This is a genomic window from Neobacillus drentensis (genome assembly GCF_021560175.1).
GTDB lineage: Bacteria > Bacillota > Bacilli > Bacillales > Cytobacillaceae > Neobacillus > Neobacillus drentensis_A.
In genome coordinates, this window is the sequence record NZ_CP091110.1 from 2,727,283 (window position 1) to 2,741,219 (window position 13,937).

Annotated in this window: 15 protein-coding genes; 8 read left to right on the top strand and 7 right to left on the bottom strand. The window is 40.3% G+C overall.

The window, feature by feature from the left end; all coding sequences use genetic code 11:
- The first annotated feature begins 39 nt into the window (after positions 1-39).
- From L1999_RS12675 to L1999_RS12685, 4 genes are all read left to right on the top strand, one after another.
- Positions 40-1,677 carry an Ig domain protein group 2 domain protein gene (locus L1999_RS12675; protein ID WP_235743869.1) on the top strand — a complete coding sequence of 546 codons (1,638 nt, stop codon included), beginning with the start codon at positions 40-42 and terminating at the stop codon, positions 1,675-1,677.
- Between the two features lie 169 nt (positions 1,678-1,846).
- Entirely contained in the window at positions 1,847-2,452 is a 606-nt protein-coding gene (locus L1999_RS12680) for a thermonuclease family protein (RefSeq protein ID WP_275677599.1), read from the top strand.
- A 183-nt stretch (positions 2,453-2,635) separates the two neighbouring features.
- Positions 2,636-2,767 (top strand): hypothetical protein, encoded by a 132-nt coding sequence (locus L1999_RS29595; RefSeq protein ID WP_275677601.1) that lies wholly within the window; start codon positions 2,636-2,638, stop codon positions 2,765-2,767.
- Positions 2,768-2,950: 183 nt separating this feature from the next.
- On the top strand, positions 2,951-3,520 hold the full coding sequence (locus tag L1999_RS12685) for a hypothetical protein (RefSeq protein WP_235743870.1): 570 nt from the start codon (positions 2,951-2,953) through the stop codon (positions 3,518-3,520).
- 82 nt (positions 3,521-3,602) lie between these two features.
- Here the strand turns inward: L1999_RS12685 and L1999_RS12690 are convergent, their stop codons facing one another.
- The 4 genes from L1999_RS12690 to L1999_RS12705 form a co-directional block, all read right to left on the bottom strand.
- Positions 3,603-4,283, bottom strand: a complete 681-nt coding sequence (locus L1999_RS12690) for a DUF1129 family protein (protein ID WP_235743871.1) — start codon at positions 4,281-4,283, stop codon at positions 3,603-3,605.
- Complete coding sequence (locus tag L1999_RS12695) at positions 4,280-4,612, bottom strand: PadR family transcriptional regulator (RefSeq protein ID WP_235743872.1); 333 nt, start codon at positions 4,610-4,612, stop codon at positions 4,280-4,282. The genes L1999_RS12690 and L1999_RS12695 overlap by 4 nt, the downstream gene beginning before the upstream one ends.
- 162 nt (positions 4,613-4,774) lie before the next feature.
- Positions 4,775-5,812, bottom strand: a complete 1,038-nt coding sequence (locus tag L1999_RS12700; protein ID WP_430540034.1) for an LLM class flavin-dependent oxidoreductase — start codon at positions 5,810-5,812, stop codon at positions 4,775-4,777.
- Between the two features lie 200 nt (positions 5,813-6,012).
- A complete protein-coding gene (locus L1999_RS12705; protein WP_235743874.1) occupies positions 6,013-6,639 on the bottom strand; it encodes a metal-dependent hydrolase in 627 nt (208 codons plus the stop codon).
- Between the two features lie 227 nt (positions 6,640-6,866).
- On the opposite strand from L1999_RS12705, the gene L1999_RS12710 reads away from it, so the two are divergent.
- The 4 genes from L1999_RS12710 to L1999_RS12725 all read left to right on the top strand — a co-directional run bounded on the left by L1999_RS12710 (position 6,867) and on the right by L1999_RS12725 (position 9,947).
- On the top strand, positions 6,867-7,634 hold the full coding sequence (locus L1999_RS12710) for a YhfC family intramembrane metalloprotease (protein WP_235743875.1): 768 nt from the start codon (positions 6,867-6,869) through the stop codon (positions 7,632-7,634).
- 116 nt (positions 7,635-7,750) lie between these two features.
- Positions 7,751-7,969 carry an SMI1/KNR4 family protein gene (locus L1999_RS12715; RefSeq protein WP_235743876.1) on the top strand — a complete coding sequence of 73 codons (219 nt, stop codon included), beginning with the start codon at positions 7,751-7,753 and terminating at the stop codon, positions 7,967-7,969.
- Positions 7,970-8,019: 50 nt separating this feature from the next.
- A complete protein-coding gene (locus L1999_RS12720) occupies positions 8,020-8,874 on the top strand; it encodes an HAD family hydrolase (RefSeq protein WP_235743877.1) in 855 nt (284 codons plus the stop codon).
- 113 nt (positions 8,875-8,987) lie between these two features.
- The gene (locus L1999_RS12725; protein ID WP_235743878.1) at positions 8,988-9,947 is read left to right on the top strand and encodes an aldolase catalytic domain-containing protein; all 960 of its coding nucleotides are present in this window, start codon (positions 8,988-8,990) and stop codon (positions 9,945-9,947) included.
- Positions 9,948-10,005: 58 nt separating this feature from the next.
- On the opposite strand, the gene L1999_RS12730 is transcribed toward L1999_RS12725, so the two are convergent.
- From L1999_RS12730 to L1999_RS12740, 3 genes are all read right to left on the bottom strand, one after another.
- Complete coding sequence (locus tag L1999_RS12730; RefSeq protein ID WP_235743879.1) at positions 10,006-10,731, bottom strand: ZIP family metal transporter; 726 nt, start codon at positions 10,729-10,731, stop codon at positions 10,006-10,008.
- A 469-nt stretch (positions 10,732-11,200) separates the two neighbouring features.
- On the bottom strand, positions 11,201-12,121 hold the full coding sequence (locus L1999_RS12735; protein WP_235743880.1) for an MBL fold metallo-hydrolase: 921 nt from the start codon (positions 12,119-12,121) through the stop codon (positions 11,201-11,203).
- Between the two features lie 415 nt (positions 12,122-12,536).
- Positions 12,537-13,898 carry an IS1182 family transposase gene (locus tag L1999_RS12740; RefSeq protein WP_235739642.1) on the bottom strand — a complete coding sequence of 454 codons (1,362 nt, stop codon included), beginning with the start codon at positions 13,896-13,898 and terminating at the stop codon, positions 12,537-12,539.
- Positions 13,899-13,937: the final 39 nt, after the last annotated feature.

Here is a 13,937-nt window from a genome sequence, read left to right on the forward strand (position 1 = left end):
GGTATTTTAGGGAGGACAACCTATACGAGGAGTGATGGAATGAAACGTCAAAGCTTTCCCATTTTCGCATTGGTCCTTCTGCTCTTGACTTCAACTCTTTATCTGCCAACGCTTGCTTCAGCAGAAAATGCGCTCGATCCTGCCCCACAACTACAGCCTGTCGGGACAGACAATGGCAAGAAAATTTTATTTGATAATACCCATGGACAAACAGCCGGTGCAGCAGACTGGGTGTTGGATGGAGGTTTCTCGGATTTTGCCAATGCTTTAGCCAATAAAGGCTATTACGCAAAAGAGCTGCGAAAAACCACGCCGATTACCTATCAAGATTTACAAGGCTACAATGTGTTGGTCATCGGGGAAGCGAATATCCCCTACAAAACTTCAGAGCAAGCAGCAATGATCCAATATGTACAAAATGGCGGGAGCATCTTTTTCATTGGCGATCATTATAATGCGGATCGCAACAAAAACCGCTGGGATGCTTCGGAGGTCTTTAATGGCTATCGTCGCGGTGCCTATGCCAATCCGACCAAAGGAATGACATCAGAAGAGGCTTCGTCTGCCGCCATGCAGGGGGTCACCGGCTCTGACTGGCTGTCAGCCAACTTCGGAATCCGCTTCCGCTACAATGCGATTGGGGATGTAACAGCCAATGATATCGTCACACCGAGTCAAGCCTTCGGAATAACAACAGGGGTCTCTACAGTTGCCATGCATGCCGGAGCCACCTTAGCGATTACGGATCCAGCCAAGGCGAAAGGGATTGTCTATCTTCCAAAAACAACACTAGCTTGGGGTAATGCAGTCGATCAGGGCGTCTATAATGGCGGAGGCAGAGCAGAGGGGCCTTATGCGGCCGTTTCCAAACTTGGGTTAGGAAAAGCAGCGTTTATCGGTGATTCCTCGGCTGTTGAAGATGCGACTCCCAAATATTTGCGTGAGGAAACAGGCGCAAAGAAGACAACCTATGACGGTTTTAAAGAACAAAATGATGGTACATTACTTGTGAATATCATCGATTGGTTAGCAAAACAGGAAAGTTATACCTCCTTAACCCAGGTTAGCGGGTTGCAGCTAGATCAGCCAACCGCCTTGCTATCGATGGAAAATCCACAAACCTCAACTGAGCCGCAAGTAGAACCATGGGCTGCACCAGATCCAGGTTATAAATGGTATGATTCTAGCACGTTTAAATCCGGTTCCTATGGATATGGTTCAAGCGGATCTAGTGGAACAACGACAACCTTGAATGAAAAGTTTGAATCCGGTTCTAAAACAGCGTACACTTCAGGAAATGTCACGCTTTCGAGCGGTTCTTGGTATTTTGATAATGCGCTTATCGGCAATCTATCTACCGATAAAAAAACCGGCTTGCAGTCGGCACGTGTACGAGCAGCTGGAGCACTTACGATGAATTTCAATGTCAGCGGGGCCAAGAGTATTCAGATTTCTCATGCCAATTTCGGGACAGACAGCGGTGCTAATTGGCAGCTGCAACTATCGACGAATAGCGGTTCGACCTGGACAAACGTGGGGAGTACGAATACTAGTTCATCCACTTTAACCGTTAAAACGTTCACCCTTACCCAAACGGCTCCAGTCCGCTTCCGAATGGTCGTTTCTGGTACATCGGGGAGTAGAATCAATTTTGATGATATTGTGATAAATAATTAACTACAAGACGAGCTATCCCAAATTAGTGGGATAGTTTTTTTTTTGCAAAGATTTGAAACAAGTCTAACCTTTTTGCCTCTTTTTCTATATTTAAACGATGAAAGGCGGATGACCGATGGGAAGGGAGTCTTGGCCAATCAAAAAGACATTCCTCGGGAGGGATTTTTTTATGCGAAAAAGAGTAGCCGGATGCGCCTTGATCGCTGCCACGTCGATTCTAGCTTTTCATCCAATTGGCACACAGAACAAAGAGGATACCGGAAATGAACAGATCATTCAAAATGAGGCTCGAATAGGCGATTCCATCGTAGAAGAGGCAGGCAGTGGGGTACCTGTAACATGGGTTGCCACGATTGATGGGGATACCATTAAAGTAAGGGTGGAAGGCAACATTGAAACGGTTCGATATTTATTGATCGATACACCGGAATCGAAGAAGCCAGGCATGTGTGTTCAGCCTTTTGCGATGGAAGCCTTTCAACGAAATGAGGAACTAGTGAGAGCAGGAGAGATCACACTTGAAGTGGAGAAAGGGAATGACAGGGATTCTTATGGACGCCTGCTCGCCTATGTGTTTGTAAATGGAAACTCGGTTCAAGAAACTCTGCTGAAAGAAGGATTGGCTCGAGTCGCCTATATCATCCATCCACCTTATCGGTACCTAGAGCGTTATCTGGAGGACGAAAATCTAGCAAAAATAGAAAAACGAAACATCTGGGGCAAAGCGAATTATGTAACTCAATGGGGCTTTAGTGGCTGTGGTAGCGAATTTTGATAATAAGTGAACAGACGATAAAACATACAGGCGAACGGGTCAGAAAAAAGGTAATTGTGCCCGTTTGGTTAGGAACTACAGTTGATCGGTCACAAAAATCGATAATTGTGCCCGTTGGGATAGGGAATACAGCTGAGCGGTCACAAAAAAAGATAATTGTGCCCGTTGGGTTAGGGAATACAGTTGATCGGTCAAAAAAAAGATAATTTGCCCGTTGGGACGGGAGATACAGTCGAAAAGGTCACAAAAAAAGATAATCGTGCCCGTTGGGACGGGAAACTCAGCCGAGTGTCAACCGTCACGACAATCGCTTAATGTAACTATCGATTACGACAAAATATGAAACCTTCATAGGACTTTTTGATTAAAATTCATGAAAAATGTGGATTTTTGTAAGAAATAGCAGGATTTTTACCCTTATTAAAGGAATATTTAGAATATAAAACGAAAGCCATTTTTTTCATTCATTCTATCAAAGTATGAAAGAAGGTATACGATGTGATGGAAGATTTCTTTGCGGACTATAAGAGGTATATTGTTGAACCAGAAGATGAAAAGCGAGTGGAGAATAAAGTATTTGATCCCAAAAATTTTGCGGCCTATTATATCCTAACCTTGTCCATTTTTGATTCACGTTTAATGACATGGAACGATGCAAGTAAATTTGGCATAGATGTTGAAAAAAGCATCAAAACCATAGTAGGGGATTTCAATCAAAAACAAAGTGAAAAGTACCATCTGCAATTACTTGAATTAGATCCGTTAAAAAACTATTTTATCTTAGCTCTTTCTTCTAAAACGAAATTTAATCCAGGGGAAGAGAAGGACGGTATCGCTTATATCATTGATAGATTTTTGACTAATCCTTTTTATGTTGGACAAGGCTGGTTCAACTTAATTGGAGAAAAAGGAAGAGTGGCCCGGAAACTCTTTTGCTGCTCTTTTAAGGAATATGTTTGGGAAGGTCCCAACCAAAGGGAAGAAAAATTTGAAAATATCAGTGAACTAATCCCTAAAAATGGAGAGATTAAGCTGGTTAAAAGCTCTCCGAAGCGAGATATTCGCTAATCTATATCATCATCATTTAATGAATGATAGAAAAAAATATCCCCAATATACTAGTGAACTAGTTAATGGGGATATTTTTTTCTCACCGAAACCCAACATTTACCCTTCTCAGCATGGTTATAATGATCCAAAGTATTCCTCCTGTTAGCAGAGATGCCCACCACGTGAAGTCTAACGTTGGACCAAAGCGTGGAAGGAACATACCTACAGTAATAACAATTCCCATCAATAACGCTCCGATACCACCAACCATGACCATATTTTTCTTTTCATTTTTAGCTTGATGAAACAAGGATTGTTGGATGATCCGAAAGATAAACCATACTCCGAATGCAACGGATGCCAAAATAACAGCAAAAATAATAAAAGAAGAGAACAGATAGACAGTACTTTCTACTTCCCTAAATGATGAGGTTACTAGTATGCCGACACCTCGAAGAATCAACATCCAACTAATCAGATGTAAAACGATTCCCAAAAGAAAAGGAATCACTTCCCGTTTCTTTTCTTTTGGAAGGTTGTGAATAATGTCATCGGCATAACGTTTTGGGTCATCACCAAAAATATCGTAAGCTGTTTTTCCTTCCTTCTGACCGTCAATTAAGTGATCGAGCATTTCCAGCAAAACTTCCTCGGATTGTTGTTCAGATAGAGAGAGATTTAGACGGATGTAAATCAACATGTCACTATAATAGTGGTTGTTCTCTGGGTTGAGAAGCTCACGCTTTCGATTATTTTCCTCAATTAATTGTTTAGCCTTCACGAAAAATTCCTCCCCTTGAATAATAAATGAACAGGATTTACAATTTGCATCCACTCTGTAGTGATCGTATCTAGTGATTCTTTGCCTTGTTCGGTTAAATAATAATATTTCCGATTTGGACCAGACTCCGATGGCTGCATTTGCCCAGAAATAAGACCGTTTTTTTGTAATCGTAACAAAACAGGATAGATCGTACCCTCACTGACTTCCCCTAATCCCACTTCTTGCAGTTTCTTTGACAATTCATAGCCATACACTGGTTCCTTTTCAATTACGGATAAGACACAACCATCCAATATTCCTTTTAATAATTGACTTCTTAAGGACATGGTAAAGCTTCCTTTCTTTTTTAGATGTCCCTAACTATATTGTATAGCAAGGTAGTAAATGAAAAAATCACTACTTTGTTATACATAGTAGTGATTTTATTTTATCCTTTTTTATCCAAACCTGTCAATACTAAGTTAAATTTCCAATTTTTTAGTCTGTAATTACTTCCTAGTTTCTTTCCGTACAACGGGAGCAACTTCTGTTGCCAACCGTTCAATGTTCTCGGCGACTTTTTTAAAGGGCATTCCACCAATATCGATTTGGGCTAAAAATCGTTGGTGTCCAAACAACTCGTAGTGGCGCAGGATTTTTTCGATAATTTCCTGTGAACTTCCGACAAATAGGGCTTTTTCTTTGCTGCACATCTGCTCAAATTCTGCCTTCGGCAAAGTCTTATTGACCCCATGATGACGATTGAGCTGGTGCCAATAATTGGAATGATACGGGTAATATTCATCGATTGCCTGCTGATTCGTTTTGGAAATATAGGCATGCCCGGTAACAGCAACCTTCATGTCTTCCAAAGCATGGCCGGCTAAAGCTGCCGATTCTCGGTACCGCTCGACGAACGGCTGAAAGAAACTGGGATCTCCGCCAAGAATCACTAACGCTAATCCAGTCCCTAATCTGCCAGCTCGTTCCGCACTTTTCACTGTCCCTCCAACACCTACCCATATGGGAATCTTCCGTTGTATAGGACGGGGAGAGATGGCAGCATCCTTTAAGGAGGAACGATAACGGCCATTCCAGGTGACTATTTCCTGCTCATTTAGCTTAAGAAAAAGCTCCAAGTGTTCTTCAAACAATTCATCATAATTCGTTAGATCATATCCGAAAAGGGGGAAGGAGTCTAAAAAAGCCCCGCGTCCCGCAATAATTTCAGCCCGCCCATCGGATAAAAGATCCAGTGTGGCAAAATCCTCAAATAATCGAACAGGATCTACCGTATTTAGCACGGTTGTAGCACTAGTAAGTTTAATTCGCTTAGTGACTTGGGAAATCGCTGACAGGACCACTGACGGGGAGGACACGGCATAATCTAAACGGTGATGTTCTCCCACGCCAAATACATCCAGCCCTGCTTCATCCGCTAACTTGGCCGCTTTGATGATTTCCTCCATCCGCTGCTTTGCGCTGATGGTTTTCCCTGTTAGCGGGTCTGGGTATAATTCCGCTAATGAATAAATTCCAATCTCCATACCGATTTGATTTGCAGCCTTCAAATTCCTCTCCTCCACAATGGTGTAAAATCACTTTTACTTAATACTATTCAATCTTTTAAAAAAAGAATTAACTAAATAAACATCAGGAAGTTAAGCGAGTATGTATGCAAATAAGTTACCGGACAACAATGAGGGGGTTGGCCACACAAGTGGTCACCATACAATAGTTGTTAGAGTTAAATTTCCTTGTGTGACAGAGGTAAAAATGGCTTTATCCCACGTTTATTAAATGGCAGGATTTTTAAATCAGCGATCAGATGACTGATGTAAGCCCCACAACAGGTATAGAACACACCACGGATCCCCAGTGAAGCCTCTAAATTGGAAGCGATTACTCCAAAGAAAACAACTCCTATGATGGAATGGGTATAGCTGCGGTGAGAAGAAAAGGACGCAATGATAAGGTAGATTCCGAGCAGAATTAACCATCGTTCGTCTATCGAGAATCCCCCCGTCATGACCGCTATCCCGGTAATCGTTAACATGTGTTTCTGCTTAATGAAGGAGGCAACGACGATAATTAACACGCCGATGCCAACCCCCAGCCAGCGCTCTAAAACCGCTTTCTCTACGAAACTATAGACAATCATCATCAATCCAATGATCAGGGCTGATAGCCGAATCACCTCATGCGGCAGAGTAATTTTTCCGCGCAGTTTACCATCAATATCTAAATCTGGCATTAATCCTGAGACACCTCCTAGTCCGACAAACAAGAGTGTCTCAGCCGGAGGGGCATGATAGGTATGAGCCACAATAAATCCTGTTGCTGATCCAATGACTGCATGTGCGGTACCATTCAATGTATTTCCACCTTTCATCCTATTAATCTCATAAAACAAAAACAGACAATCACTATTGTACAGCAAAACGTCTGTTCTGTTTAGCAGTCTGATAAACTTTTGGGTTGAAAGAGTGAAAGCCTATTATTATTTTTAAATTTATTAATTGTGGTTGACAGTTAATGGTAAATCAATTATTATCATTATTAATAATGATAATAAACAGTGGTTTCTATAGGGGGAGAATAATGGTTAGTACAGCAACGATTATTTCAATGTTTGTTCCAATTGTGTTTTCATTTGCATTATTTATTGGGTTGATTTTATTTTTTCGTAAGAGGTCAGGGATTGCAGTAAAGCCAGTCATCGTAGGGGCGATTGGTTTTGTGGTGATGTCACAGGTTTTGGAAAAAGCGCTCCATCTAGCGGTCATCACGGCTTTTCCCCACTATGCTGACCACCCTTGGGCTTTTGGGGTGTATGGAGGGATGGCAGCGGGCATATTCGAAGAACTGGGCCGCTTTCTTTTATATACTTGGCTGCTAAAAAAATTCCATGACTACAAAGGCGGGATTTCTTTTGGCGTCGGCTGGGGCGGCATTGAGGCAGTGGTGCTAATGTTAACGATAATCGTGCCAAACATTTTGTTTGCCTTTATGATTAATGCAGGAACACTAGAAAAATCGTTGGGAGGACAAATCTCAACAGACCAGCTTGCCATTATTAAAGATTCCCTATTAAACAATGGTATTTCCTATTATTTATTAGCCTCTGTCGAACGGTTTTTCGCCGTCTTCATGCAGATCGCCTTTAGTTTATGGGTATTGATAGCCGTTGTAAAAAAGAAGTTTGTTTACGTAATATATGCCATTCTGATTCATGCAGCGATTGATTTCCCGCTCATATTCGTACAGACGGGTCGTTTTACAAATTTATGGGTGGTGGAATTATATTTAGCCATTGTTGCGATGATTTCGTTTTGGATGATAAATAAGGCTAGGGCATATTTACCATAACGATAAAGGGACCTTTACGCTTGCGTAAGGGTTTTTTAATTTTAAAAATCTGAATTTCAGCTAATTCCCCAAAACAAGAACATTTGTTCTGTTATAATGGTATTGAGGTGATGAAGATGTCTTATCATATCATGCTAACAAGGAAAATTTCAGACATAAAAGGGCATACACAGATTCAAGTCCAAGTCATGGATCCAGCTGCTGCACAAATTATTTACTTTACACTTGATGAACTTGAAAAAGATGAATTGCCGGAGAACCTAAAGGAATATATAAGAGGAATCCTACCCGAGATTGAGGAGGGAAGATGGCATTATAGTGGGAAAAAGAAATAAAGTGTATACTAACTAAATGAATTCAATTGCATGCAAAGGGGGAAATTTAGGTGGAGGTAACACCAAAAGCGATATTTTTAGACATGGATGGAACGATATTAAACCATCAAAACCAGGTAAGTATACATACAAAAGAAATCATTGATGAACTTAGAAACCGCGGGATCAACGTTTTCATCGCTACAGGCAGAGCATTTGAAGAAATTGAAGGCATTGTTCCGCCTGGTTTTCAAGTAGATGGGATTGTAGCCTCGAATGGGATGGTTGGATATGCAGGCCATGAAGTAATTTTTAAACATTCACTTTCTCGTGAGCTAGTGGAAACCGTTATTAAAATGGCAAGGGAAAACAAGGTGTATTATGAACTGTTTCCATATGGCTCTCCCCGAATCACATTAAAGCAGGACAGGGACTACGTAGAAAATGAAATAAGAGACCCCAAGCCGGAGGGTGTAGGAATAAATGAGTGGAGTTCTCGTAAGGATGCGATTAAAGAAAAAATTAACTGGGCGGATGAAATAAGGGGGAATGAATTCTCCAAATTCTATTTCTTTGCCAGAACAAAGGAACAGATCAATCACTGGAAAGAAAAACTGGAGCTATTAAAGAAAGAAATAGATTTTACCACTTCCATTTCAACAGAGTATAACGTCGAATTGATGGTGGCGAACGTCAACAAAGCAACCGGAATCCAACAAATGTTAAAGCACTTTAATTTGTCCGAGAGGGAAACAATGGCCATCGGTGATAGCGACAATGACTTACCGATGCTGCGTCTCGTGAATTATGCAGTGGCTATGAAAAATGCACCTGATAGTATAAAAGAAGTTACAGATGATGTAACAGAGTTTACTTGTGATGAAGATGGGGTTTACCATTACCTAAAATCCAAGTTAATCTTATAAAATATTCAAAATTGAAAAAATAAATTTGACACCTTTGCTCGAATCATGATATAACCCCTTTAATAATAGCAAATAATATGGCGAAAGAGTAAATAACAGGGGGAGTTACAATTATGGCACATAGCAGCAAAATATTAGACTGTACGATTCGTGATGGGGGATTAGTAAACAATTGGGATTTCAGTGTCGAATTTGTTCAGGACTTATATAATGGACTAAGTGAAGCTGGTGTGGAATATATGGAAATTGGCTACAAAAATTCCGCAAAGCTTTTGAACGCGAAGGAGCATAATCCATGGAGATTTCTGGATGATGAGTTCCTAAAAGAAGTCATTCCTGAGAAAAAGTTCACGAAGTTATCAGCTCTTGTTGATATTGGCCGTGTCGATCCAAATGACATTCTGCCCCGTGAGCAAAGCGTATTGGATATGATTCGGGTGGCATGCTATGTCCGTGAAGTGGACAAAGGTTTAGAACTTGTCCAAATGTTCCATGATTTAGGGTACGAGACATCCCTTAACATTATGGCCTTATCCAGCGTGCCAGAGCATCAGCTGATTGAAGCAATGGAAATGGTAAAAGAAAGCCCTGTAGATGTGGTGTATGTCGTTGATTCCTTTGGAAGCTTAGATCCTGCTGGAATTGCCCATCAGGTGAAAAAGTTTCAGTCGATGCTCCCTAACAAACAGCTTGGGATTCATACCCATAATAATATGCAGCTAGCATTCGCTAACACCTTAACGGCCTACCAAAATGGAGCAATCTTCCTAGATTCATCTGTTTATGGCATGGGACGTGCGGCAGGTAACTGCAACACAGAGCTTCTCGTTAGCTATATTCAAAAATCAAGCTATGAGCTGAGACCGTTACTGGGTGTAATTGAAAAGCACATGGTAGAAATGAGAAATAAGTGGGAGTGGGGCTATATCATTCCTTACATGATTTCTGGTGTGCTTAATGAACATCCTCGGGTCGCCATGGCGTACCGTAATAGCAACGAACGTGACCAGTTCGTGAATTTTTATGATCAGGTAACCACTCCGGAAGCAACGTTAGCGACCGTTTCGAAGTAGAGGAATGATTTAAAAGAAAAGGTGTTTTCCTTTAAGGAAAGCACCTTTTTCTCATCTGTCACGAAAAATGATCCATGACCAGTGATACCAATAATCCGAGAGCAGCAATCAAACCAGTAACGGTTCCGCTTTCTTCATACGCTTCGGGCATCATGGTTGAAGTAATCATAGCAATGATCCCGCCCCCTGCGAAAGCGGCGATTCCTGCCAAAAGATAGTCAGGTGCGTTTGATAGGAAAAAGTATCCTCCCCAGGCACTAACGGTAGCAATCACCAAAACGGATACCCACAAAAGAAAAATCTTGCTTTTATGATACCCGCTGTTTTTTAAACCAACGGTACTGGAAAGTCCTTCGGGTATATTACTAAGGAAAATCGCTGCAACTAACAACCAGCTGACAGACTGCTTTTCCAAAAGACTGGCTCCTACCATGATGGATTCGGGGATAGCATCCATCACTGTCCCGATAAAAATGGCAAGCCCTGAACCTTTTACTTGCTGATTTGATCTTTTTCGTTGATGCGCCCCTTTTTTCGAAATGAAATAATTTAGGATTGTAAAAATAAGAGCACCCAAAATAAATCCAATCGCTGTTGCTTTTAAACCTCCATCGTGGAGGGAATCTTCAAGCAATTCATAGGAAGCTGCTCCAATCAATATTCCTGTACCAAAAGCCATGATGTCTCCAATGATCCTTTGCTTTACGGGTAGAAACATCGCCGCAAGGGCACCTAGGAAAACCGCCGAACCGGAAATGGCTCCCCACATGGCTGCATACCACATCGTTACTCCTCCCTCCAAAATAGGTATCACTTATGTATAAACGTAATCATTAATGCTTAAACCTTGAAGTTTAATTAGGGCTTTTGATTCAAGCGTTTAAGGAAAAGATACCAATGCTTATATAATGGAGGTCACAATAAAAGAGAATAGTGCCCGTGGACTCCGAAAAAGGGGTGGACCGGTCACAATAAAAGAGAATAGTGCCCGTGGACTCCAAAAAAGAGGTGGACCGGTCACAATAAAAGAGAATAGTGCCCGTGGAAGCTGAAAAAGAGGGAAGCCGGTAACAATAAAAGAAATTTGTGCCCGTGGACTCCGAAAAAGAGGTGGACCGGTCACAATAAAAGAAATTTGTGCCCATGGAAGCTGAAAAAGAGAGTGGAAGGGGATTCCCGGGAATTTATCGAATAATAAAATTCTAATTCAAGAATAAATCCCTTCTCAACTGGGAAGGGATTTCAGACTAATCTTATTTAATTAGTGATTCTTCTAGCCTTTTGATATTCTGGTGATAAACCTCTGGCGAAGTCCAATCTCTATAAATAGTAGGAATTTCGGCTTTATCGGCTTTGTTGTTTTCTATAATGATGGACATCAAATACTTTATATAGGTAATTATTTTTGTAATGTCTTCTTTTGTGCCAATAGAACCGTGCCCTGGTATTGCTGCTTCGATTTCCAGGTTCTTAACCTGGTGTAAAATTTCAATCCATTTTTTAGGATTCGACTCTTCAAAAAACGTTGGGTGACAGTTAACAAATAGCAGGTCTCCCATAAAAATTACTTTGTTTTCGGGAATATAAAGCATCGCATCACAGTATGAATGCCCTCCTCCTAACGTAAAGAGCTTTGCATTTCGCGTTGTTCCCTGAATATTCAGTTCGTTCATGAATGTTTGGCTTGGTAATACTAATTCCAGGGTCGGCAACGAATTTTTTATCTCACTTAAAAAATTAATTTGATTTTGTAACTCCGAGTTATTGGATTTATCTAATTGATTTTTTAGGGAATCAATATAATTTGATAGTCCCTGTATATCATCTTTTTGTTTCTTAATTCTTAACGGATGAAGCTCTTTTATCTTTGAAAGAGTAGTTTGGCTAGAAATGATGTTACTATCCTTAAAGGTTTGGTTACCTCGAATGTGGTCGCCATGCCAATGACTATTAACAACTAAAGTGACTTTCTGGTTAGTTATCATTTCAGCAGCATATTTTAGATCTTGTGATGCTTGTTGCGTGTTAAAAGTATCAAAAACGATCACTTTGTCTCCTAAATCCACAAAGCCTGCATTTGCTACAGCACCTCCACCTGTTTTTGCTAGAGCCGCATATACACCATCACTAACCTTTTCAAGTGTAAAGTGTTTACTGTAAAATTCCCTATTCATTTGCATCACCTCTGGGTTTTGATATATTCTATTAAACTTTTATTTTTACAGAATATTACTTATATATATTTTACCATAAATTAGAAGATGTTATTTTTTATCCAAAGATTGGCTTAATCCCTGATCAGGGGGAATGATTCACAAGAAAACGACATTTGGGGAGTGGTTGTTATGGTTCGTTTTTGATTTGGGTTCAATGATGGGAAGGGAAGGGCTTGAAAGGGGAACAAATAAAAAAACTTGATCTCACTTTTATTTAACGGGAGAAGTAGGAGACTGGTTTAGGTAAAACAGAGACTTTACTTAGTCTCTGTTCAGATTGTAGACAAAAGGCATCCGGATGTGCCAATCTGGGTGTCTTTTTGTTGTTTTTTTGCTCGTAAGAGCAAAAGTTAGGCCTATCCTATGCTTATTGCTACGCCATTTCTGGACTTATCCAAGTCCAATTGGCCATCTTTTTTAAATTCATGGCTGCAAAAGTAAGCATCGCTTGCATGGACAATTTTTTTAGGCCTCTTAAGGTTGTCCAACGCATACCATGCTTTTCCTTGGCATCTGCAAAAACACGTTCAATGGTTTCTTTGCGTTTTGCGTAAATGCTTTTATTCTCTTGTGTCGAACGAAGATATTCGGCTTCTTCTATATGGTGTTCCCAGACATGACGCTGAATGAGTTTTTTATGTTCCTTACTCTGCGTGCATTTTGAAAGTAAGGGACATTTTTCACATTCAATCGGATTAGAGAAGTATTGACGGTAGCCTTCCTTCGTCGTAGTTGCATACTTCAATACTTGTCCTTGCGGACAGATATAACAATCGTAGTATTCATCATAAACATATTCATATTTTTTCATGTACCCCTCTTTCGTACGAGGGCGAGTATAAGGTAAAGCAGGTGTCATATCATTTTCAAATATGTATTGGGCAATAGCAGGTGTTTTATATCCAGCATCAGCAGCAACAGCAGAAGGTTTTCCTTGTTTCTCGATTACCTTTTCCAATAGTGGTTCGAAAATGACACTATCATGGACATTCCCAGGAGTTACAATTGCCCCTAATACAAAACCATTTCGATCAGCGGCCGCATGGAATGAGTATGCGAACTGTTTCGTACGCTCGTCTTTTACGTAATAACCACTCTCAGGGTCAGTAGTACTTTTTTTTATTTCCTTAAATTCCTCTTTCTCAAACTTATCTGGTGGAAATGGCTTTTTATCATGTTCTTCACGGTCTTTATTAATCTCTTCTTGTAGTCTTGCTTCGTATGCTTTCGTTTCTTTTCTAACTAATTTCTTCTCGAATTTATGTTTATTTGCACTTGCTTTTACATGGGTTGAATCTATAAATACATGCTCGCTACTAATCAATTTCTTATCAGAGGCTTCCTTCAAAATACGATAGAAGATCTGTTCAAATAAATCTGTATCTTTAAAACGTCGTTCGTAATTTTTACCGAAGGTAGAGAAGTGAGGCACTTTATCATAAAATCCAAAGCCTAAGAACCAACGATAAGCCAAATTTGTTTCGATTTCTTCAATAGTTCTTCGCATAGATCGAATACCGAAGGTGTATTGGATGAATGCCATCTTAATTAATATCACAGGATCAATGCTTGGGCGTCCTCTTTCAGTAGAATACATTTCTTGAACCAGGGGATAGATAAATGAAAAATCAATAGAAGCTTCTAACTTGCGTACTAAATGGTTGGCCGGCACAAGTTGTTCTAAAGCTATCATTTCTAATTGGTCACGATTTATCTGTGTATTCTTACTTAACATCTTATCCACCTCAAAAAAATTATCTATATCCCAATTATA

Bases quoted from the DNA above. Each gene is read 5' to 3' on its own strand.
- L1999_RS12725 (WP_235743878.1), top strand. From the start codon at position 8,988: ATGGCACATAGCAGCAAAATATTAGACTGTACGATTCGTGATGGGGGA.
- L1999_RS12680 (WP_275677599.1), top strand. From the start codon at position 1,847: ATGCGAAAAAGAGTAGCCGGATGCGCCTTGATCGCTGCCACGTCGATT.
- L1999_RS12710 (WP_235743875.1), top strand. From the start codon at position 6,867: ATGGTTAGTACAGCAACGATTATTTCAATGTTTGTTCCAATTGTGTTT.
- L1999_RS12700 (WP_430540034.1), bottom strand. From the start codon at position 5,812: ATGGAGATTGGAATTTATTCATTAGCGGAATTATACCCAGACCCGCTA.
- L1999_RS12740 (WP_235739642.1), bottom strand. From the start codon at position 13,898: ATGTTAAGTAAGAATACACAGATAAATCGTGACCAATTAGAAATGATA.
- L1999_RS12730 (WP_235743879.1), bottom strand. From the start codon at position 10,731: ATGTGGTATGCAGCCATGTGGGGAGCCATTTCCGGTTCGGCGGTTTTC.
- L1999_RS12735 (WP_235743880.1), bottom strand. From the start codon at position 12,121: ATGAATAGGGAATTTTACAGTAAACACTTTACACTTGAAAAGGTTAGT.
- L1999_RS12695 (WP_235743872.1), bottom strand. From the start codon at position 4,612: ATGTCCTTAAGAAGTCAATTATTAAAAGGAATATTGGATGGTTGTGTC.
- L1999_RS12675 (WP_235743869.1), top strand. From the start codon at position 40: ATGAAACGTCAAAGCTTTCCCATTTTCGCATTGGTCCTTCTGCTCTTG.
- L1999_RS12715 (WP_235743876.1), top strand. From the start codon at position 7,751: ATGTCTTATCATATCATGCTAACAAGGAAAATTTCAGACATAAAAGGG.